At 72.3% G+C, this 21,046-nt stretch carries 17 protein-coding genes and 1 pseudogene; 12 read left to right on the top strand and 6 right to left on the bottom strand.

The annotated features are described in order from the left end of the window. The first annotated feature begins 55 nt into the window (after window positions 1–55). The 6 genes from OG370_RS02460 (at window position 56) to pip (ending at window position 6,238) form a co-directional block, all read left to right on the top strand. Entirely contained in the window at window positions 56–1,315 is a 1,260-nt protein-coding gene (locus OG370_RS02460; protein ID WP_328460078.1) for a sensor histidine kinase, read from the top strand. Beyond that, complete coding sequence (locus OG370_RS02455) at window positions 1,303–1,953, top strand: response regulator transcription factor (RefSeq protein WP_328460076.1); 651 nt, start codon at window positions 1,303–1,305, stop codon at window positions 1,951–1,953. The genes OG370_RS02460 and OG370_RS02455 overlap by 13 nt, the downstream gene beginning before the upstream one ends. 652 nt (window positions 1,954–2,605) lie before the next feature. Continuing rightward, entirely contained in the window at window positions 2,606–3,076 is a 471-nt protein-coding gene (locus tag OG370_RS02450) for a hypothetical protein (RefSeq protein ID WP_328460074.1), read from the top strand. A gap of 310 nt (window positions 3,077–3,386) precedes the next feature. Continuing rightward, window positions 3,387–4,460, top strand: a complete 1,074-nt coding sequence (locus tag OG370_RS02445) for a pentapeptide repeat-containing protein (protein ID WP_328460072.1) — start codon at window positions 3,387–3,389, stop codon at window positions 4,458–4,460. Between the two features lie 151 nt (window positions 4,461–4,611). Then, on the top strand, window positions 4,612–4,773 hold the full coding sequence (locus OG370_RS02440) for a hypothetical protein (protein WP_328460070.1): 162 nt from the start codon (window positions 4,612–4,614) through the stop codon (window positions 4,771–4,773). A gap of 463 nt (window positions 4,774–5,236) precedes the next feature. After that, window positions 5,237–6,238 carry a prolyl aminopeptidase gene (gene pip, locus OG370_RS02435; protein ID WP_328460068.1) on the top strand — a complete coding sequence of 334 codons (1,002 nt, stop codon included), beginning with the start codon at window positions 5,237–5,239 and terminating at the stop codon, window positions 6,236–6,238. Window positions 6,239–6,570: 332 nt separating this feature from the next. Here pip and OG370_RS02425 read toward each other — a convergent pair whose 3' ends face one another. Beyond that, a complete protein-coding gene (locus OG370_RS02425) occupies window positions 6,571–9,360 on the bottom strand; it encodes a hypothetical protein (protein WP_328460066.1) in 2,790 nt (929 codons plus the stop codon). 592 nt (window positions 9,361–9,952) lie between these two features. Here OG370_RS02425 and OG370_RS02420 point away from each other — a divergent pair. After that, window positions 9,953–11,410, top strand: coding sequence for a sensor histidine kinase (locus OG370_RS02420; RefSeq protein ID WP_328460064.1), 1,458 nt, complete (start codon window positions 9,953–9,955; stop codon window positions 11,408–11,410). Here the strand turns inward: OG370_RS02420 and OG370_RS02415 are convergent. After that, window positions 11,304–12,092 (bottom strand): response regulator transcription factor, encoded by a 789-nt coding sequence (locus OG370_RS02415; protein ID WP_328460062.1) that lies wholly within the window; start codon window positions 12,090–12,092, stop codon window positions 11,304–11,306. The genes OG370_RS02420 and OG370_RS02415 overlap by 107 nt on opposite strands. A gap of 117 nt (window positions 12,093–12,209) precedes the next feature. On the opposite strand from OG370_RS02415, the gene OG370_RS02410 reads away from it, so the two are divergent. Both OG370_RS02410 and OG370_RS02405 read left to right on the top strand, forming a co-directional pair. Beyond that, entirely contained in the window at window positions 12,210–13,466 is a 1,257-nt protein-coding gene (locus OG370_RS02410; protein ID WP_328460060.1) for a CaiB/BaiF CoA transferase family protein, read from the top strand. A gap of 65 nt (window positions 13,467–13,531) precedes the next feature. After that, window positions 13,532–14,593, top strand: a complete 1,062-nt coding sequence (locus OG370_RS02405; protein ID WP_328460058.1) for a bile acid:sodium symporter family protein — start codon at window positions 13,532–13,534, stop codon at window positions 14,591–14,593. Here the strand turns inward: OG370_RS02405 and OG370_RS02400 are convergent. The 3 genes from OG370_RS02400 to OG370_RS02390 form a co-directional block, all read right to left on the bottom strand. Next, entirely contained in the window at window positions 14,511–16,250 is a 1,740-nt protein-coding gene (locus OG370_RS02400) for an MFS transporter (RefSeq protein WP_328460055.1), read from the bottom strand. The genes OG370_RS02405 and OG370_RS02400 overlap by 83 nt on opposite strands. 322 nt (window positions 16,251–16,572) lie before the next feature. Continuing rightward, window positions 16,573–16,743, bottom strand: coding sequence for a hypothetical protein (locus OG370_RS02395; RefSeq protein ID WP_328460053.1), 171 nt, complete (start codon window positions 16,741–16,743; stop codon window positions 16,573–16,575). Window positions 16,744–17,383: 640 nt separating this feature from the next. Further along, complete coding sequence (locus OG370_RS02390; protein ID WP_328460051.1) at window positions 17,384–17,530, bottom strand: hypothetical protein; 147 nt, start codon at window positions 17,528–17,530, stop codon at window positions 17,384–17,386. A 93-nt stretch (window positions 17,531–17,623) separates the two neighbouring features. Here OG370_RS02390 and OG370_RS02385 point away from each other — a divergent pair, with 93 nt between their 5' ends. Together OG370_RS02385 and OG370_RS02380 are read left to right on the top strand one after the other, a co-directional pair. After that, window positions 17,624–19,024 carry a cytochrome ubiquinol oxidase subunit I gene (locus tag OG370_RS02385; RefSeq protein WP_328460049.1) on the top strand — a complete coding sequence of 467 codons (1,401 nt, stop codon included), beginning with the start codon at window positions 17,624–17,626 and terminating at the stop codon, window positions 19,022–19,024. Beyond that, complete coding sequence (locus OG370_RS02380) at window positions 19,021–20,205, top strand: cytochrome d ubiquinol oxidase subunit II (RefSeq protein ID WP_328460047.1); 1,185 nt, start codon at window positions 19,021–19,023, stop codon at window positions 20,203–20,205. The genes OG370_RS02385 and OG370_RS02380 overlap by 4 nt, the downstream gene beginning before the upstream one ends. Window positions 20,206–20,214: 9 nt before the next feature. Here OG370_RS02380 and OG370_RS02375 read toward each other — a convergent pair whose 3' ends face one another. Further along, complete coding sequence (locus OG370_RS02375; RefSeq protein ID WP_328460045.1) at window positions 20,215–20,394, bottom strand: hypothetical protein; 180 nt, start codon at window positions 20,392–20,394, stop codon at window positions 20,215–20,217. 392 nt (window positions 20,395–20,786) lie between these two features. Here OG370_RS02375 and OG370_RS02370 point away from each other — a divergent pair. Continuing rightward, window positions 20,787–20,990: pseudogene (locus OG370_RS02370) on the top strand (integrase core domain-containing protein); the annotation flags it as partial. Between the last annotated feature and the right edge of the window lie 56 nt (window positions 20,991–21,046).

Raw genomic sequence — 21,046 nt, 5'->3', positions numbered from 1 at the left:
AACCGGGCGGCAGCGTCATGGCGTGGGGATGGCCTGCGGCTTTACCGTTTGACGCATGCAACTCACGACGTGGCTGCAGCTGGTGCCGGGCCGGCCGTTCCGCAGGGCGGGACACCGGACCGCGCTCGTCGCCGCCGGCCTGCCGCTCCACCTCGCCGTGGTGCCCATGTGGCTCTGGCTGGCCGGCACGTTGGCGGCGTTGGTGCCGGCCGTGACTCCGCTGCCCGTGCTGCTCACGCTCGTGGTGACACCCCTGCTGACCGCCGGGCAGCGGTGGCGCTACCGCGCGCTCGTCGGCAAGGACCTCCCGCGCCCCGCCGCACCAGGGCCCGGACGCAACTGGACGTCGGCGGTACGCCGGCTGACCACACGGGCCTTGTGGCGGCAGGTCTGCTACCACGCCGTGGCGGGGCCGCTGCTCGCTGTCCTGGACCTCGCCGTCCTCGCCGTCTGGGCCGCCGCTCTCGTGGCCGCCTCCATCTACGTGTGGATCTGGGCGCTGCCGCCGCAATGGCGGGTCACCGACCTCGGGTACACCACGCAGGCCGCGTACATCACCGCCGGCGGCCTCGTCCTGCTGTTCCTCGGGCCCCGGCTGACCGGCGCTCTGGTGCGGCTGGACACCCGGGCGGCCGAGGTCCTGCTCGGCCCCAGCCGCACGGAGAAGCTCGCCCGCCGGGTCGCCGACCTCGCCGAGAGCCGGGCCGGCGTGCTCGACGCCGCCGACGCCGAGCGGCGGCGGATCGAGCGCGACCTGCACGACGGCGCACAGCAGCGCCTCGTCTCACTCGCCGTCAACCTGGGCCTGGCCAGGGCCACCCTCGGCGACCTGCCGGAGGACGCCCGCAAGGTGATCGACGAGGCGCACCGCGAGGCGAAGGAGGCGATCGCCGAGCTGAACAACCTGGTGCGCGGCCTGCATCCGGCCGTCCTTGAGGACCGCGGCCTCGACGCCGCGCTGTCCGGGGTCGCCGCCCGCCTCCCGATCCCGGTGCGTGTGGCGGTGGACCTGCCGCAGCGCCCCTCACCCACGGTCGAGGCCGTCGCGTACTTCGTGGTCTCCGAGGCCCTGACGAACGTGGTCAAACACGCACAGGCGACCCGGGCGGATGTGACCGTGGAGCGGATGGGGGAGACACTGCTGGTGGTCGTCGCGGACGACGGCGCGGGCGGCGTGGATCTCGCAGCGGCCGGTGGCGGCACCGGGCTCGCCGGGCTCGCCAGGCGCGTCGCGTCCGTCGACGGCACGTTCTCCTGCCGCAGCCCCTCCGGGGGCCCGACCGTCATCACCGTGGAGCTGCCGTGCGCGCCGTGATCGCCGAGGATTCCCTCTTGCTGCGCATCGGCGTGGTCAAGGTGCTGGAGGCGGCCGGCTTCGAGATGTGCGCGCAGGCCACCGACGCAGAAGGGCTGCTGGCGGCCGTCGAGGAGCACCGTCCCGACATCGCCGTGGTCGACGTGCGCATGCCGCCCGGCTTCACCGACGAGGGAGTACGTGCCGCGCTGGTGATCCGCCGACTGTATCCGCGTACCGCCGTGCTCCTGCTGTCGCAGTACGTGGAGGAGCGGTACGCCGCCGATCTGCTCGCCGCCCACACCTCGGGCGTCGGCTATCTGCTCAAGCAACGGGTCGCCGACGTCGAGGAGTTCGCCGAGGCGGTACGCCGGGTGGCGGCCGGCGGCACCGCGCTCGACCCGCAGGTCGTCGCACAGCTGCTGGTGCGCCGGCACAGCGATCCGCTCGACCGGCTGACACCGCGCGAGCGGGAGGTGCTGGAGCTGATGGCGGGCGGCCGGTCCAACTCCGGCGTCGCCGCCGAGCTGGTGGTGAGCGAGAGCGCTGTCGCCAAGCACATCAACAGCATCTTCACCAAGCTCGACCTGCCCAAGGCCGACGCCGACCACCGCCGCGTCCTGGCGGTGTTGCGCTTCCTGGGCGTTGCGACCGCATAGCACGCGATCCTGCCCGTACGCCCGGTCGACAACGGTGCTGATCGCCATGTGGTGGGGAACGCGGCACCTTCGGACAGGTGCTCTCCACCAGGCGTTGCCGCGCTGGGAGTCGACGGCGGTGACCGTCGTGCGCAGGACCATGGCATGGGTGGGGCCGGTCATCACCGGTGTCCTCGCAGTCTTCGGGGCTGGGCGCGGTGGCTCGGGCCGGTCGCTCGGCTGTTGTCCGGAGCAGATGTGATGTCAGGGCGGTCGTGTCGCGTCAGCGCCTTCGTCCCGGGTTCGGCGGTGCGGCGGTGGGGAGTCGGACGGAGCCGGGGAGGACTGGCCGGGAGCGGCCGGGGCCGCCCGCGGGCTGCGCTTTCCTCGCTGATGGACATCGCCTCGGAGCCGCCCGCCGTCGTCCTCAGCCGACTGCTCGGCTTCCACCAGTCCAGCGGAGACAGCCGGACCCGCGAAAGCCAGGGCTTTGGTGCCGCCTACGCTGCGGAGCTCAGCCGTCGGTGACCAGAAAATGTCCTCACTTCCCACATCAGGGCCCGTATGCTCTCCGGGTTGTCGTGTGTTCGTGCTGTGTCGATCTGGCTCAGATCTCCCCCCGGTGGAACGTAGTTCAGGAAAGTGAACGTGCACGTCCAGGAGGGGGATCTCGTTGGCAGGCGATGTCTGGGCTTCTGCGCTGCCGCTTGTCGGTGTCGCACTGGGAGGCGGGCTGGCCGCGTACGTGGAGCGTGCCGCTCAGCGGTCCGCCGAGCGGGTCGAAGAACGGAGACAGGCTTCCGTCACGGCGGAGAGTCGGCGGGCGGAGCAACTTCAGGTACTCAAGGACTTCATCATGAGCGCGCAGGCGGCCGAAAGCGCTGCGTACAGCCGCCCTGAACCGTGGGGCGATGACGAGAGCGGCTGGATGACGCGCTCAAAGGCCGTCATGGTCTCATTGTGGACAGCATCGGGAAACGTGATGCTGTTGTGCGACGAGTCGTTGCAGGAGCCGGTCCGCGCCTACGGGCACGCACTGAACCAGGCTGTCTGGCGGGAGATCGGGGATGTCGAGGTGAACGAGCATCTGGAGACGCGGAAGGCAGCCTTCATGACCGCAGCCCGCGAAGCGCTGGCGTCGTGACGCTTTCCTCCCCGCTTCGTGCGGAAGGCGGCGTGGACGCTCTCCGCGTTCCTCTGGACGTCGCCGCGCCCCTTGTTCGACCTTGCCCGAATCGCCCTGGTACGCGCCGTCGGCGGGCACCTACCCGTCCTCTCGGCCGTCCGCCCGGTGCGGGAGAGTCGAGGCTGTTCGATCAGGGTGTGTTGATCGGATCTGGAGGGGGCCCTAGGCTCGCTTGTCCATGGGGACGGGAAGCTCCGGCGGGGGCCGGCGGGAATGGCGCGGCCGGTGGGCCGGCCACCGCGTAGCCCTGGTCCTGCTGGTCGGGATCGTGGGACTGGTCGTTCTGGGTGCGGTGTTCGTCTTCCTGCCGGATGCGGTGGTCGACCATGATCTCGCCGGGGCGAGAGTGGCCCCGCAGGATCGCCTGAGCGCGGTCAACGACGTGCGTACCACGCTGTTGCAGGTGGTCGGCGGTCTGGTCGTACTCTTCGGCGCGTACGCCACCTGGCGGCAGTTGCGGGTCAGTCAGGAGGGGCTGCGGGCCGCGCAACTGGGCTACGTCACCGACCGGTTCAGCAGGGCGGTCGACCAACTCGGCAGCGACAAGCTGGATGTGCGCATCGGCGGCCTGCACGCGCTGTGGCAGATCGGGGAGCAGTCCGCCAGGGACCGTGAGGCCATCCTCTCGATCCAGGCCGCGTACCTGCGTACGCACTTGCCCTGGACGTCCACGGGGCCGGGATCAGCGGCGGACGTGTCCATCAACGACGTCGCGCCGTTGGAGACCCGTGCCGCAGACGCCCAGGTGGCGCTGACTGCTCTCGGCGTGCTGTGCCAGCATCCCCGTGACAATCCCTGGCTCAACCTCAGTTCCACCGACCTTCGGCGGGCCGACTGCGACGGGCTGTGGCTGCCCGAGATCAACTTTGACCGCTCCTGCATGGAGGCGGCGGGTCTCTACCACGCCAATTTGACCCAGTCGTCCCTGGTCTCGGTCAACCTGCGGCATGCCGACTTCACCACGGCGATCCTCCGCCGGGCTCGCTGCGTTCTGGCCGACCTGCGCGGCGCGAAACTGGTCAGTGCGGACCTGCGCGACACCGACTTCACCGAGACTGACCTACGCGAGGCGATCCTTCGCAAGGCCGACGCCCGGGGCGCGGTCTTCCGCAACGCCGATCTCCGCATGGCCGACGTGCGCGGCACCGACCTGAGTACGGCCGATCTTCTCCGGGCACGGCTGACCGGCGCTCTTGCCAGCGAGCGCACTCGCTGGCCGAGCGGCTTCGACCACTCCGGCGCCGGGGTCATCACCACCGAAGATCCTGGCCCCGAGCCATCGCCTCTACTTCAGCCTCCAACGATGTTCTGGCAAGTCCCGCCCCTGAGTTCCGCGCCGTAGCCATGGTGCCGACGGCCAAGGCTTGGCCGAAGCGCTGCTGCCTCGCCCGCCCGCGCGCCTCTGCCCGGGGCATTCCGCACCTTTCAACAGCCGGACTTACCGACAACGGCCGTGGGAGCCGCTTCTCCAAGGAGTTGGGGGTGTCCACCGGGTGGGGGAGAGCGCCACGCGCAGGTCCACCGGCCGGGAGAGCGGCGCGGCGGCCGCGGGCGTGGGGGTCGGGGGCGCCAACGGTGACCCCGCGGTGCTCAGCGGCGGCAGCGACGCCCTCAGCTGCGACGAGCGGGCCCGGTACACACCCGGGAAGCCGTAGGGGCCGGCTACCGTCAGGCACTGCGGCAGCGGCGCGAGGCGGAGTTTGCCGACGCCCGTGAGCTGACGGAGCTGTTGCAGACCCGTGCCCGAGCCACGGTCGACCCTCCGTGAGCGTGCTCGCGTCTGTGCGGAGAAGCCCACCACGTCGTTGCGCTGCGCGCTCGGCCGCGAGTGCGCAGACCGGATGAACTCACTGTGGAGTCGGGGCGGGTGGACAAAGACCGCTCCCATCGTCCAGTCGGCCGATGCTGTCCATGAGCACGTCGGCCGGTTGCGCGGGACGGCGATGTCGGCGCCCGGGCGTTCGCGTGTCTGCTCTACCTCAACGGCAGGCCAGGAGGCGCCGGGAAGGACGCTCCGATCGCGGCCACCAGGCCGGTTGTCGCTGTGCGGCCGAGGCGGACGGGACGGCCTGTTGTCTCAGCGCGGCCGACCGTCATCTGCCCCTAGGATCAACGGCCATGGTCGATCTCTACCCCCCGACGAGTCCCTACGATTCCGGGTTCCTCGACACGGGAGACGGCAACTTCGTCTACTACGAGCAGCTGGGCAATCCCGAGGGCAAACCCGCTCTGATGGTGCACGGCGGTCCGGGGGGCGGCGCGATGCGGCGGCCCACCAGGGCGTGGGACCCCCAGGCGTACCGGATCATCCGCTACGACCAACGCAACTGCGGCCGCAGCACCCCGCACGCCAGCGACCCCGCCGCCGACATGGGCCTCAACACCACACGGCACCTGATCGACGACATGGAGCGCCTGCGTCGGCACCTCGGCATCGAGCGGTGGCTGCTCAACGGAGCCTCCTGGGGCCCGACGCTCATCCTTGCCTACGCACAGCAATACCCCGAGCGGGTCAGCGAGATCGTCATTCAGTCGGTCATGACGTCTCGCCGTTCGGAGATCGAATGGCTCTATCAGGGCGCCGGGCGGTTCCGCCCCGAGGCGTGGGACCGTTTCCGTGAGGGTCTTCCCGAAGCGGCGCGGGACGGCGACCTGCTCGCCGGCTACGCACGGCTGATGGAAAGCCCCGACCGGTCGGTCCGCGAGAAGGCCGCCGCCGACTGGCTGGCTTGGGAGGACGCGGTCATCACCGGCGAGCCCAACGGCGTCCCCGGCATGTACAGCGATCGCGACATCGACGCGCGGATCGCGTTCGTCCGGATCTGCGCACACATCTTCAGCAACGGCGCCTGGTTGGAGGAAGACCAGCTGATCCGCGACGCGCACAAGCTGGCGGGGATTCCGGGGGTGATCGTGCACGGCCGGCACGACATGGGATGCCCGCTCCAGACGGCGTGGGAGCTGGCGAAGGCGTGGCCGGGCGCGCGGCTCCGCATCATCGAGGACGCCGGGCATGCCGGAAGTGACGCGGCGGGCGAAGTGCTCCGCGAGGCGATCGAGGAGTTCAAGAACCGGTGCCCCCGTAGCCCAGGGCGGCACCGGGAGCCGTCCAAGACATGAGAAGCGCGCCGCGTCGTGGGGCAGGTAGTCGTCATAGCCCGGCCCTTGCCGCGGCGCCAGCTCCGGCCCGCGGTCCCGGACGACCGTCATCCGGTAGCGGCGCCCTGCCTCACCGCCGGATCGCCGTCCAACCCGATCAGCAGCCCCGCGTCATCGGCCGTGAAACGGCGCAGGGCCAGGCGCTCGGTCTCCAGATACGTGTCCACGGAGCCGGAGCATGCCCGACCCGGCCGGCGCCGCCCAAGGCATTTCCGGGAGCCCACGGGGAACGTGGGACCGGGCGGTCCGTCGGGTCGCCGACGAGCCGCCCGGTCACCGCACCCGCCTGCGTGCTAGCGTCCCGCGGCCGGGGTGCCGTCCTGCGCCAGCGCGAAGACGTGGATGTCCTTGTCGGTGGGCAGGGTGATCGACGCGACGACCTTCGCCGGGTCGACCGGGACGGTCTGCTCGTCGACGTAGAAGGCGTGGTCCTGCTTGCCGAGCGCCTGGTTGCGGTAGGTCATCGCGGAGACCTCGGTGTTGCCGGTGCCGGGTGCGGTGCCCCAGTCCGACTGCGCCAGCTTCGCGGTGCCGCTGCTGCCGTCGGTGTAGTGGATCGTCACCGTGCCCGAGTGGGCGCCGTCCGTCGCCGCGCCGAGGAAGCCGATCACACTGGCGCCGGACCGGTGGGGCAGCAGGACGGTCTGGCCGAGCGCGCGCACGTTGTCGTTCTCGCACGGCCGTGCCTGCGGCCAGGTGAAGGTCAGGCCGCCGACGGTCACGGGTGCGCCGGGGGTGAGCGGGTGCGGCGAGGCCGTGGCGAGCGCGTCGGCGGAGTACGTGTCGGTGCCGTTGTCGAGCGCGCCGCAACCGCGGTTGGTGTCGGGCGAGACGCCCACGTCGTTGGAGTAGTCCGACAGCGCGTCGGTGGGTGCGACGGTGAACTGCCCGCTGCCGGACGTCCCGCCGGGCCCGGTGACCACCGCGACGCTCGCGGTGCTGCCGGGTTCGACCCGCCAGATGTTCGCCGGCCCCGAACTCGTCGAGATCGCCGGGCCGCTGGGCCGCGGCACCGTGAAGGTGACGGACCGGTCCGACCAGTGGTCGATCGTGAGCGTGCCCAGGTCGCCCGCCCCGCCCCAGTTGACGCCGCCGTCGGACAGCAGCAGGTGCCGGCCGCCCGAGGAGGCGCCGAAGCCGGTGCCGGTGAGGGTGACCTGCTGGCCCGGGGCAGCCTGCGCCGGTGTGACGCGGCTGATCGTCGCGGGATGTGACGGGGTGTTCGAGAGCGCGATGTCGTCGACGTAGCCGCGGTAGCCCCCGCTGCCGGCCGGCTGGTCGTAGCCCAGGTCGACGCGGACGATCTTCCGGCCCGCGGCCGCCTTGCCGATGTCCACGCTGACCTGGTTCCACCGGCCGAGTGTGAGCTTGCCGCACTGCGACGCGGGCGTGAGCGGGGACCCGCGGAGGGAGTGCAGGGTGCTGCCGTCGGAGAAGACGAGGTCCGGCGCCACGCAACTGCTGTTGTCGCCGCTGACACCGGTGGCGGACGGGCCGTTGGCCTGCGGGTAGATCCAGTAGCTCAGGGTGGTGTCCCTGCCGACGCGCACCGGCCGGTCGGACAGGTCGAACAGCCGCAGGTAGGCGTGGTCGTCGGCCGCCCCGGCGGCGTGGCCGGAGTACATGAGCGCGTTGGTGCCGTCGTGGTCGTTCTCCTGGCGTGCGCCGGCCTCGGGGCCGGTCGCGCCGCCGTACGCGGTGACGTTCGCGATCCCGCCGCCCCCGGGTGAGGTGTCGACGCTGTCGACCCAGTCCGGTGCGGGCTGACCGTGCTCGAAGCCGGTCCGGAACGGCGTCCCGGCCGGGCGGGCCGGCAGCGGGCGGCGCAGCCCCGCGGTGGCGAGGCCGGTGACCGTGTCGCCGGCGCCGTAGTACATCATCCACTGGCCGTCGTGGAAGAAGATGCTGTTCATCCAGGCCGTCTTGGGGGTCTGGCCGTTCCACTCGTACGGCACGTCCGGTGTCGGCGTGAGCACCGCGTCGCTGAGCTGGTGCAGCATCCGCGTCGGGTCCTGGCCGGAGAACTCCTCCTCGCTGATCGCGTAGAACCAGCGGCCGTTGGCCATCAGGGTGCCGGCGGTGAACACGACGATGTCGGAGTTGGCCGGCCGGCCCACCACGGTCCGGTAGCCGGTGACCGCGACGGACACCTCGTACGGTTGCCAGCCCTTCGGGTAGTGGATGTCGAGCGGGTCGGCCGTCCGCGCGGTGGTGCTGCCCTTCGCGTGCCAGGTGCGCAGGTCCGAGGAGTACGCGATGTCCGTGCCGGTGTCGCCCTGGCCGAAGTACATGACGTACTCGCCGTTGACCTTCCTCGGGCTGCCGTTCGCGTCGGTGACCACCGCCGCGTCCTTGTTGTTGCCGGCGTTCGGCTCCACCGTCCACGGCGTGCTCCAGTGGACGCCGTCGGACGAGGTGGACTCGGCGATGTCGTACGAGCCGTAGCACGAGCCGTCCGCCTTCGGGTGGACGGAGGTGAAGAACGAGTAGTAGGTGCCGTGCAGTTCGAACAGCCGCGGGTCCTCGAGACCGCACTTGTCCTGCTGGCCGGCCAGCCCGAAGTCGATCACCGGGTTCGCGGCGGTGTCCTCGGCGAAGTGCGTGCCGTCCTTGCTGGAGGCGTAGCCGATCTGCGACGGGCCGCCGTAGGAACCCTGCGCGCGGTAGAGCATCTTGTACTGGCCACCGCGGTAGAGCACGCCCGGGTTGTACAGGGCGCCGGCCTCGTACCCGCTGCCGCTCGGCGTCATCAGAGGATTGTCCGCGCTGCGGGTGAACGGGCCGATGGCCCAGTCCGGAAGATTCGCGGCGGTGTAACCGGCGTCGTCGGCGGCGGTCTTCGTGGGCGAGGACGGTGACGGCGTTGACGGCGACGGCGCGCCCGCGGGAGCGGCGCCCACGTGGTCCGGCGGGCGGGGGGCGCCGACCGCCGATGTCGCGGCGGTCGGCGCCAGGCCGACCGCCGCGGCGATCGCACCCACCGCCAGCAGTCGCAGCGCCGTGCGCCGGGGCCGGGCGCGCGGCGGCCGGGGCGAATCCGGCCTCTTCCGCAGGCACGCGACGACTCGATGGAAAACGACCATGACCCGACACCTCTCAACTCGACGCGAACGGTCCCAGGGGTTCTTCGGAGCGCACCGTGCGGCCACCGGCCGCGGGCAGGCTCTGACAACGTTGTCAGGTGCGCGCCGATACTTCCACCGCGGGCGGCAAGCGTCAAGGGGAGCGGGGGAGTTCGCTGCGCGGGGGATCGGGGTTCGGGGTTCGGGGAGAGGGGATCGCGAGGAGCGTGAGCGCCCCCGGGCCGGCCTGGTTGACGGAGATGCCGTCCGGCACCGGCCTCCTCTCCGACCGGGTCGGGAACGGGCCACGGGTGCGGCAACAGCGCCGCGCGGGGGCCGACATGACGGCCGCGGGGCGTGCGGCGGCCGGCCGCCGTCGCCGCGGGACGCGGGCCACGGCGCTCCGCGCGTTTTCGATCAAACCGCCGAGACGTGCGTATACCGGGCGGTTGCGTCCAGGATTGCTCCTGCCGCGGGGGAACGGCGGGTGGGCCGTCGCCCGGACCCGCAGGTCGGCCCGTCGCCCGCTCGGCCAGGCCGGCGGGTGGGTCGACCGGCCGGTGGTTCGGCCATTCGGTGGTTCGGGATGCGCGCGAGAGGAGGTCCGGCCGCGTTGAAGCTGCGCATGCGCGGGCACCGCGGTGTGCCGGCGGACCCGGTGACCGGACGGCGCGGCACGTCCGTGCACCGCAAGGTGCTGGTGTCGATCATCGCCGTGACGGCGTGCGCGGTCATGGTCTTCACTCTGCCGCTGGCCGTGGCCGTCAGCCGGATCTACCGCGATGCGGCGGTGGCGCGGCTGCAACGGGACGCGGTCTGGGCGGCGGCCGACGTGTCCGGCGACGTGCCCGGCGACATGTCCGGCCGTGAAGCGGAGCGTCGCATCCGCCCGTCCGGGCGCCGCGGCCCGTCGCGCGGGACGGATCTGGCGGTGTACGGGCCGTCCGGCCGCCGAGTGTGGGGTTCCGGCCCCGCATCCTCGGCGATCACCGTTCTGGCCCGGGACGGCCAGGTGCACCAGGGGGTGGAGCGGGGGCGGCTCGAGGTCGCCGCGCCGGTGCTGCACGACGGCGCGGTCATGGCGGTGGTCCGGGTGTGGATGCCCTGGGACCCGGTGGCGGACAGCACCCTGGTGGCATGGCTGGTGCTCGCCGCGCTCGGCGCGGTCGTCGTCGCCCTGGCGGCGTTGCTCGCCTGGCGGCTCGCCCGCCGGATCGCGACACCGCTCGAACGCCTCACGGCAGCCGCTCGGGCGCTGGGCGCGGGCGATTTCACCGTGCGTCCCGAGCACACCGGGCTGCGGGAAGCCGACGCCGTGGGGCGGGCCCTGGCCGTGACGGGTCGGCGGCTCGGCGAACTGCTGGAGCGCGAGCGCCGGTTCAGCACCTCGGTCTCCCATCAGCTCCGAACTCCCCTCACCGCACTGGTCCTCGGCCTGGAGTCGGCCGAGCCGTGCACGGAGGGGGAGTGCGGCCGGGCCTTGGCCGACGCCGCCCGCCGTGCCGCACACCTCGGTGACACCGTCGAGGATCTCCTGCGCCTGTCGCGGGACACCCACCGGCCCAGCGCGTCCACCGCGGTCGCCTCGCTCCTCGACCGCGTGGTCCAGCGCAACCGCGACGCGGTCCGCGACGCCGGCCGTACTCTCGCCGTCCGATGCGAGCCGGGTCTGCCACCGGTCACCGCGTCGGCGGCCGCGATCGTCCAGATCATGGACACCCTGCTGGACAACGCACTGACCCACGGCCGCGGCGCCATCACCGTGACCGCGGCCGACCTGGGCATGGGCATCGCGCTCGAAGTCGGCGACGAGGGCCCAGGGCCGGCCGGCGACTGGTGCGACGGATTCGGCGTGGTGCAGCGCGACGGCCGGCGGCACGGTATCGGACTGCCGCTGGCCCGCTCCCTTGCCGAGGCCGAGGGCGGCCGGCTGGTGCTGCGCCGGGCGGGGCCGCGTACGGTCCTCAGCCTGCTGCTGCCCGCGCTGGAGGCCCCGGAAGCACCCGAGGAACCGGAAGCCGACGAGGGGCCGCCGGCCGAGGAGCCGTGGTACCGCTACGAGGTCTCGTAGCGGTACCCCTGCCCCGGACGGTGGTGATACGGGCGGCCTCCGGACCGCAGTCCGCGTCGGCGAGCCTGCGGCGCAGCGCCGACACATGGACGTCGAGGGTCTTGCTGCTGGTGCCGAACCATTCGTCGTCCCAGACCTCGGCCATCAGACGACTCCGGCTGACCACCGTGCCGGCCGACCGGGCGAGCGTGGCCAGCAAGTCGAACTCCTTGGGCCGCAGGCGTACTTCACGGTCGCCGATGTGCACGCGGCGGGTGGCCGTGTCGATCCGGGCGCTGCCGATTCTCATCACCGCCGGGCCCGCCGCCGTCGCCCGGCGGCGCAGGTGCGCGCGAAGACGGGCCAGCAGTTCGGTGAGCCGGAACGGCTTGGTGAGGTAGTCGTCGGCCCCCGCGTCGAGCGCCACCACCACCTCGAACTCCTGGGTGCGGGCCGTGAGGACGACGATCACCGTCTCCACCGGGAGGCCGGCGCGCAGCCTGCGGCACAGGTCGACGCCGTCCATGTCCGGCAGGCCCAGGTCGAGCAGGACCAGGTCGGGCGGCAAGCGCCCGGCCTGCTCCGTGGCCTGCCCGCCGTTCGCCGCCAGCGCGACGTGATAGCCGTGGCTCACCAGCGCCCGGTCAAGCTCCGACGCGATCTCGGTGTCGTCCTCCACGACCAACAGCTCAGCGATAGCCATGTGCCGCAAGGTAAACCATTTTTCGCATTCGGCGGAGGTTGCCCTCATACAGGCGTGCCTACGGTGGTTCGGCAGCCATCGTCCAGGTGTACGCACCCGAAGAAGGGACCCGCAGGCATGAGCCTCTCCGCACCTCCCCGTCGCGGACCACTCGACGACTGCCTGGTCGTCGACCTGTCGCACGCGCTGGCCGGGCCGCACGCGGCCATGCTCCTCGGCGACCTGGGGGCGCGGGTGATCAAGGTCGAGAAACCTCGGGTGGGCGACGAGACCCGAGGCTGGGGCCCGCCGTTCGCGGGGCCGGCGCCGACCCGGGAGTCGACGTACTTCCTCTCCTGCAACCGCAACAAGGAGTCGGTCACCGCCGATCTCTCCACCACCCAGGGCCGCGATCTGCTCGACCGGCTGATCCGCCGTGCCGACGTGCTGGTGGAGAACTTCCGCCCCGGCGTGCTCGACCGGCTCGGCTTTCCCCTCGACCGGCTGCGGGAGGCGAACCCGGCACTGGTGGTCCTGTCCATCAGCGGCTTCGGCCACGACGGCCCGGCTGCGGGGCGGACCGGCTACGACCAGATCGCGCAGGGCGAGGCAGGTCTGATGAGCCTGACCGGCGAGCCCGGCCACCCCACGAAGGCCGGTGTGCCGATCGCCGACCTGATGGCGGGCACCTACGGCGTACTCGGAGTGCTGGGCGCCCTGGCCGACCGCCGCGCGAGCGGACGGGGACGGGTCGTGCGCACCTCGCTGCTGTCCGCGGTCGTCGGCGTCCACAGCTTCCAGGGAACGCGCTGGACCGTCGCGGGGGAGGTGCCGCGTGGCAGCGGCAACCGGCACCCGGCGATCGCGCCGTACGGCCTCTACCGGTGCGCGGACGGCGACATCCAGATCGCGGCCGGCAGCGAAGCGCTCTGGCAGGCGGTCGCAGGCGTCACCGGACTCGACCCGGCCGACCCGCGCTACGCCGCCAACGCCGACCGGGTCCTGCACCACGCGGAACTGGCCGCCGACCTCGAAGCCGTACTCGCGCACGGCACCGTCGCCACGTGGACCGCCAGGTTCGACGCCGCCGGCGTGCCGGCCGGCCGCGTCCGCACCCTCGACGAGGTGTACGACTGGGAGCAGACCCGGCAGCAGGGCCTGGTCATCACGGTGGACCACGCCACCCTCGGGGCCATCGAACTGCCGGGAACGCCCTGGCACTTCGACGACCCCGAAGGTTCCCCCCGGCACACCGCGCCACCGGTGCTCGGCCAGCACGACTCGTCCGTTCGCGCCTGGCTCGACGGACTCGACGAGGTCGACACCGCGAACGGCAACGACGTCCGCGTGACGATCGGGCCGGGCGCCGCGCGCCCCGCCCGCGCACCCCGCTGAGCCACCCGCGCAACCCCGCTCAGCGGCCCGCACGCCGACCGCCGGAAAGCCACGAGGTCACCGCCATGCACGGCACCGCGTCACCACCGGGAACGCCCGGCCCGCCCACCGCGCCCGGCCGCCGGCGGGTCCGCCCGCCCCGTATCGACCCCTACGTCGCCGCGCTGTTCGGCACGGTCGGGGTCGCCGCGCTCCTCCCGGCGACGGGCGCCGCCGAGGCGCCGGTCGGCACCGCCTCGAACCTTGCCATCGCCGGATTGTTCTTCCTCTACGGCGCCCGGCTGTCCTCCCGTGCGGCTGTCGACGGGCTGCGGCACTGGCGGCTGCACCTCACCATCACCGGCAGCACGTTCGTCCTCTTCCCGCTGCTCGGCCTCGCCGCCCGCGTGCTCGTGCCGGACGTCATCGCCCCCGACCTCTATCCCGGCCTGCTCTTCCTGTGCCTGCTGCCCACCACCGTGCAGTCCGCCATCGGCTTCACCGCGATCGCCCGCGGCAATGTGGCGGCGGCGATCTGCGCCGGAACGTATTCAAGCCTGCTCGGCATGCTCGTCACGCCGTTCCTGGCGGCGGCGCTGCTCGGCTCGGCGGTCGCGATCCCCGCGGGACGCTTCGCGGTGATCGGCGCGGAGTTGCTGCTGCCGTTCCTCGCCGGGCATGCCCTGCACGGCCGGATCGGGCCGCTCCTCGCCCGGCACGGGCGGCTGCTCGGCCTCGTCGACCGGGGGTCGGTGCTGCTGGTCGTCTACACCGCCTTCAGCCAGGGCATGGCACGGGGCATCTGGTTCCGCGCGACGGTGCCGCGGCTGGCCGCGCTGCTCGCGGTCGAAGCCGTGCTGCTCGCCGTGGTCCTCGCGGCGACCGCGGCGGCGTCGGCGCTGCTCGGGTTCGGCCGGGCGGACCGCGTGGCGATCGTCTTCTCCGGCTCGAAGAAGAGCCTGGTGAACGGCCTCCCGATGGCCGCGGTGCTGTTCGGATCGCGGGCGGGGCTCACGGTGCTGCCCCTGATGATGTTCCACCAGCTGCAACTGGTCGTCTGTGCCGTCATCGCCCGCCGGTGGCCCCTCCGGCGCCCGGTCCGTGTGCCGCGCCCGAGCCTTGCCCGTCCCAGTCGGCCAGGTCCGTGAGTTCCTCCTTGCCGCACGGCGTGCCGCGGATCTGCCGGTAGCTGCCGCCGATCCGGTAGGTGCCGGGGGCCGGCGCGTAGAGCCGGCTCCAGGGGCCGTCCGACGTCACGCAGCCGTGCTGGTCGTCCCGCGCGCCCTCGACGCCCAGCACCGGGGACCACGGGATGCGCAGCAGCACCGAACCGGCCCGGGACATCGTCACCGTCAACTCGGCCTGACCTGCCTTCACCACCACGGCCGGCGGATCGGCCAGCGGCTCGGCCCCGCTCACCTGGTACACCTGCCAGTCCGCGTTCTGCCACAGCGGGTGCAGCCAGGGCTGGTCGGTGGCGACGAGCTTCGCCTCGGTCACCGCGGCGAAATCCGGTTGGCCGGACGGCAGTATGACGTAGTCGACACTCCAGCGGCGCAGCCAGTCGCGGTAGGCGTCGGCGGTGAGGGTGCCGTGGTAGAAGAGCGGGTTGCGTTCCTCGTCGGCCTGCCGGTTCCAGCCGCGGGCCAGGTTGACGTAGGGCGACAGACCGGAAGCCTCCCAGTGCGAACTCATCGGTACCACCTCGACTCGCCCGCGGTCGGCCCTGATCTTCTGCAGTTCGGAGATGAGCGGGCCCGCGTGCTCGACGGTGGCGGGGAGCGCACGGGTCGTCACCTGATCATAGACCGGCTCGACGATCTGCCAGGTCGCCACGGCGCCGAACGCCAGCCACAGCGCCATGGACCGCCGGGTCCCCCTGGTGCTGCCCATCGCCACGATCAGCAGTACGGTGCCGCCGAAGAGCAGCGCCAGCCGCTCCACGTTGCTGCCGATGGGTGACGGTATGGCCCAGGTGACCAGGACGCCCAACGCGTACACCGACGCACCGAGTTGGACCGAGCGCCAGGACTTCGGGACCACCAGCGAGATCGCGCCCGAGACGGCCAGCGGGATGATCGCCAGGTACCAGGCGAAGGGCTGCACGCCGTAGAAGGGGAACAGCAGCGAGGTGGTCCCCACCACCAGGGGCGGGGCCGCGGCCAGTACGAAGGCGTCCGTGCGTCGCTTGTCCAGGAACAGCGCCGCCGCGACCACCAGCACGAACAGCCCGGCCACCGGGCTGCACATGGTGGCCAGCGCCCCCATCGTGGTGGCGGCCGTCAGCCGCCAGAAGCGGCCTCGGGCGGCCAGTTCGGAGGGGAACAGCAGCGCGGTCGCCACCAGGCCGAACAGCACGCCCAGCGCGAAGGTCACCCGCCCGGAAACGGCGTCGCACCACAGGGCGAACACCGTCCACAGCACCGGCACCAGCGGCCGCTTCACACCGGCGCGCACCAGTACCGTCGCGGCCACCGCCGTCGACAGCGTGCCCGCGACGACCGCGCTCGTGCGCACGCCCAGCACCGCCATGATGTACGGGGACAGGACGCTGTACGAGGCGGGATGCATGCCGCCGTACCAGGACAGGTCGTACGACGCCCAGGGATGGGCCCGTATGAAGTCCGTCCAGGCGTACTGCGCCGCCATGTCGCCCGAGTCCTTGGCCAGCAGCAGCGCCCACAGCAGGTGCAGCGCGGCGGCAGCGGCCGTGGCGAGCAGGACCGGGTGCCGGGGGCCGGCCAGGTCCAGGAGCGCGCTCGGACCACGTCGAACGCGGGATCGCGCGGGCTGCCAGGTGATCACGTGACTTCTTCCGATCGGGGGGACACGCCTCATGGTGAGCGGGTCCAGCGGTGGGGTGCCGGCACCCGCTTCCACACGGGTCTGCCGCTGCGGTGGAACCGGAGCGGTGAATTCTGCGTCGCCGCCCCTGTGGTGACTGCGGGTCAGCTCCTGTGCTGACCGCAGAGGTGGGAGGGTCCGGCCGCACCGAACAGGCCGTCGAGATCCTGAGCGGCCGGGAACGGGCCGGCAGATCGCGCATGCCCGCTGCCGTGTGGGCCGGCGCGTCGCGTACCGGGGACAAGGCGCAGGAGCGGGCCGGCCGGTGGCCGGTGACCAGTCCTCAGTCGCACAGGCGGGTGAGGACCGTGGTGTGGGCGGGTCCGCCGGCCGCCTGTCTGCGTACGGCGCCCGCGGCCACCGGACCGTCGGACGACCACAGGGCCGCGAGTACCTCGCCCTCCAACACGCCGGGCGCCCGCCTGTCTTCGGCCGGTCCCACCTCTTCGCCCATACCGCTCGCTCCGTTCACCTGCGCCGCCGCGTCGACCGTGCATGGTCGTTCTTCCCGCGCTCGCACACCGGCAGCGGCTCCCGCGCCCGGCGGTGTGCGGCGGAGGATGGCGATCAGGGTACTTCGACTCCCACACGTTGTGGGACCGGCCCGGTGGTCGGAGCTTCGCCCCCGGCCGCCGAGGCCGGCCACGCGGCCGATCCGCACGCTCGCCGTGCGGGTGGCCCGGTGGCCGGGTGACCGGGACGGCGGCCTGCCGCACCCACCCGTAGCTGCGCAGGCGGCAGGGCCGTGGTGACCCTCCGGCGGGTGGAGGCCGGTCCCTCACCGGCCCCGCCGGCAGCATCGAGCTGGACGGTTGCCCCCTCGCTGTCGCCGCCGATGACGTGTCCGTACGGCTGCGGAACCTGCGCACGGGGGCCTGCCTGGACGAACACCCCACGCCCGCACGGGTCCACCACCTCGGGCTCGCGAGGAGTGGAGCACTCGTCGTCGGGTTCCCGAGCGACATCGCGGTGTTCGAAAGCCGGCGGTCCGTGGTCAGCAAGGACGCCGGGAAATCCGCGGACCGTACTCGGCCCTTCGGGTGAGGCGGCGGATCGGGTCGGGCGTGTCGGGCCCGCGAGCCATCGCGGGGGGCCTATTCACGTGTGGGGCGGACCCAGTCGGCCAGTCGGACCAGGATGCCGATCGCGCCGATGAACGCGATCAGGAGACCGACCACCCAGAGATCATCGTCGACGAGACCAAGGGTTGAGATGCCGCAACCAACCAGGAAGAACGCCACGGGCGTCAACACCTGGACCCCACCTCCTCATGTGCGCGCCGTCCGTGGAGCGGGCCCCCGGCCCGTAGGCCGCGAGCCACGTCCCGCCTGCGGGTGGGAACGGTGACCGTCGGCGGGCTGGCCCAGCTGGCCGGCGCGGTACCGGCCCGCAGCCAGATGGGGGCGTCGCTCGGTTTCCACATCATCTTCGCCTGTTTCGGCATCGCGTTCCCGTCGGTGGTGCTCGTCGCGCACTGGATCGGGCTGCGCCACGGCGACCCGGTGGCGCTGCTGCTGGCCCGCCGCTGGTCCAAGGTCATGGGCGTGCTCGGGGCGGTGGGCGCGGTGTCCGGCACCGTGCTCTCCTACGAGCTCGGTCTGCTGTGGCCGGGGCTGATGGGGCGGTTCGGCGCAGCCTTCGGCATCCCGTTCAGCATCGAGGGGATCTTCTTCTTCGTCGAGTCCATCTTCATCGGCATCTACCTCTACGGCTGGACCCGCCTGCCGCCCTGGGTGCACTGGTGGACCGGGGTGCCGATCGCGGTCGCCGGCATCTTCGGAGCATGGGCGGTGGTGGCCGCGAACTCCTGGATGAACCAGCCCGCCGGATTCACCCTCCACAACGGGCAGATCACCTCCGTGCGCCCCTGGTCGGTGCTGTTCAACCGGGCCAGCGGCTACGAAGTGCCGCACATGCTGCTGGCCGCCTACATGGTGACCGCCCTGACCGTGGCCGGCGTCTACGCGACGGGCCTGCTGCGCGGCCGCCGTGACCGCTACCACCGGCTGGGCTTCGCGGTCCCGTTCGCCGTCGGCGCCGTCGCCGCACCGTTCCAGATCGCGGTCGGCGACATCGCGGCGCGAGCGGTCGCCGACGACCAGCCGGCGAAGTTCGCCGCGATGGAGCTGGTCCCGCACACCGGCCGCTACGTCACCGAGTGGCTCGGCGGCATCTACAGCAACGGCCACGTCTACTTCGGAGTCGGCGTGCCCTGGGCGGACTCCCTCCTGGTGGGCTTCTCGCCGAGCACCCGGGTGTTGGGCTGGGACAGCATTCCACCGGAGTACCGCCCGCCGCTGGCCAACCTGCTGCACCTGGCGTTCGACGCCATGGTCGGCATCGGAACGGTGCTGCTGGTGCTCGGCGCCTGGCAGGGGTGGGTGTGGTGGTTCCACCGCCGGGTGTTGCTCACCCGCTGGTTCCTCGTGCCGGCGGCGCTCTCCGGCGCCGGCGCGATCGCGGCGATGGAGTGCGGCTGGATCGTCACCGAGGTCGGCCGCCAGCCGTGGACCGTCTACAACGTCCTGCTGACCCAGGACGCGGTGACCCCCTCGCGCGGTGTGCCGGTCACCTTGGGGGTGATCCTCGCGGTCTACGCGGTGCTCACCGGCATCTCCGTCTTCGTGCCGTGGCTGATGGGCCACCGCTGGCGCACGGAGCCGCCCGCGGCGGAGGACGCCGAGGCCACGCCCTACGGACCGCCGACCGATCAACCCGAGAGGGCACGGCTGTGACCGCCTCGTCCGAAGCGATCGGGGTCGGGGTCCTGCTGGTCGCGGTCATCGCGGCGTACGCGCTGTTCGCCGGCGCCGACTTCGGCGCCGGCATCTGGGATCTCCTGGCCGGCGGCACCCGGCGCGGGACCGGCCCCCGCGCGGCCATCGACGCGTCCCTGACGCCGGTGTGGGAGGGCAACCACGTCTGGCTCATCTTCGGCCTGGTCATCACCTGGACGGGGTTCCCGCAGGCGTTCGCCGCCGTGATGACCGCGCTGTTCGTGCCGCTGTTCGTCTCGCTGATGGGCATCGTGTTGCGCGGCGTCGGGTTCGCCTTCCGGCACGAGGCTCGGCGGCTGCGGTTCCGGCAGCTCGCCGGGGCGGTCTTCGCGGTGTCCTCCCTGATCACGCCGTTCTTCCTCGGCACGGTGATCGGGGCAGTCGTCACCGGCCGGGTGCCGGCCCGGCCGTCCGGGAACCTGCCGTCCGCCTGGACCACGCCGACCGCCCTGGTCACCGGCTTCCTCTTCACTGCCACGTGTGCCTACATCAGCGCCATCTATCTCGTCGGCGACTCCCACCGCCGCGGGGACCCGCGGATGGTGACGTACTTCGTCCGCCGGGCGGCGGCCGCCGGTGTCGTGACCGGCGTGCTGGCCGGAGTGAACATGCTCCTGATGCGGCACAGCGCGACGTATGTGTCCGACCGGCTGACCGGCGACGCGCTCCCCCTCGTCGCCCTGTCGGTCGCCGCGGGGGCCGCGGCCCTGGTCCTGGTCCTGTTCCGGCCCACCCGGATCGCGCTGCTGCGGGTGACCGCCGCGATCGCGGTGGCGGCCGTCGTCGGCGGCTGGGGGTGGGCGCAGTACCCCTATCTGCTGCCCACCTCGCTGACCCTCGCGGCCGGCAGCGCGCCCACCGCCGCGGCCCAGGCCGAGTTCGCCGTCGCCGCACTGGCCGCCCTGCTGGTGGTGCCGTCCTTCGGGTACCTGTACTGGCTTCAGCAGCACGGCCGGCTCCAGGAGGGTTCCTCCGCGAGCCTGCGGGCGGCGGCGGGCCCCGGGGATCTCGCGGTGCCGGCCGCCGAGCCGCCGGCACCCCGCAAGGGTGGGTTCCTCACCGGTCTGATGCTCACCGCCGCCATCGTCGACCTGGTCCGTGACGCCCTCGCCAGACGACGCGGACGCCGGCCCTCCTGAGCACGTACGTCAGCTGACCGCTTCGGCGGCGTCCATGACGAGGTCGGCGACGATCTTCGGGTGGCCGAGCACCGCGACGGGGGACGAGGTGGGCACTTCGACGACCCCGCGTGGGTTGGCGCGGCGGTACATCCAGCGTTCGCAGGCCGGCGGGATCGCCTTGTCCTGGCCGGCGACCGGTCCCCACACCGGATCGTCCGCCAGGCGGCGGCCGTCGGGTAGGTGAAGGAATCGGCGTCGAAGGGCCGTTGCGTGGCCTGGAGGACCTTGGACTCGGCGGTGGAGATATCCGCGGCGAAGGCCGCCTGGCAGTCCTTGCTCAGGTACGGGTCGTTTCCGGTCGTGCCGTCGGGCTTGGTGTAGGGGACCGGCGCACTCACGGGCAGCAAGGTGCCGGCACTGGGCGGCGGGGGCCAACCGGCCTTCGCCGGTGTGTGGTTCGGGGAGGGGTGGAGTGGTCGGTTTGGTCGTGTGCGGTGTCACGGGCGGGTGCCTGGGGTGTGGGGGTGGTGGGTGGTCCAGTCGGTGCGGGCGTTGACCAGGGTGGGGATGGTGTCGTGGTCGAGGCGGGCGACCGCACCGGGCAGTGCTGGGACAACGCACTCGCTGAGTCGTTCTTCGCCACCATCGAACGCGAACTGCCCGACACGACCGCCTGGCCCAGCCGGGCCAACGCACGAACCGCGATCTTTGACTTCATCGAAGACTGGTACAACTTGCACCGACTGCACAGCAGCCTCGGCTACCTCAGTCCCGCCGACTACGAGACCGCACTCGCAGCCTGACCTCTCGGGGGCACTCCGATCGCGCGCCTTGGAACTCACCAGAGCGTGCGTGGTGT

It is taken from the genome of Streptomyces sp. NBC_00448 (genome assembly GCF_036014115.1).
In the GTDB taxonomy this organism is placed as follows: domain Bacteria; phylum Actinomycetota; class Actinomycetes; order Streptomycetales; family Streptomycetaceae; genus Actinacidiphila.
Note: the sequence above shows the minus strand (reverse complement) of the source record. Positions and strands in the feature narration are given on the sequence as shown.

Coding starts and splice junctions, on each gene's coding strand:
- OG370_RS02460 (WP_328460078.1), top strand. CDS start 56: ATGCAACTCACGACGTGGCTGCAGCTGGTGCCGGGCCGGCCGTTCCGC.
- pip (WP_328460068.1), top strand. CDS start 5,237: ATGGTCGATCTCTACCCCCCGACGAGTCCCTACGATTCCGGGTTCCTC.
- OG370_RS02425 (WP_328460066.1), bottom strand. CDS start 9,360: ATGGTCGTTTTCCATCGAGTCGTCGCGTGCCTGCGGAAGAGGCCGGAT.
- OG370_RS02415 (WP_328460062.1), bottom strand. CDS start 12,092: ATGGCTATCGCTGAGCTGTTGGTCGTGGAGGACGACACCGAGATCGCG.
- OG370_RS02410 (WP_328460060.1), top strand. CDS start 12,210: ATGAGCCTCTCCGCACCTCCCCGTCGCGGACCACTCGACGACTGCCTG.
- OG370_RS02405 (WP_328460058.1), top strand. CDS start 13,532: ATGCACGGCACCGCGTCACCACCGGGAACGCCCGGCCCGCCCACCGCG.
- OG370_RS02395 (WP_328460053.1), bottom strand. CDS start 16,743: ATGGGCGAAGAGGTGGGACCGGCCGAAGACAGGCGGGCGCCCGGCGTG.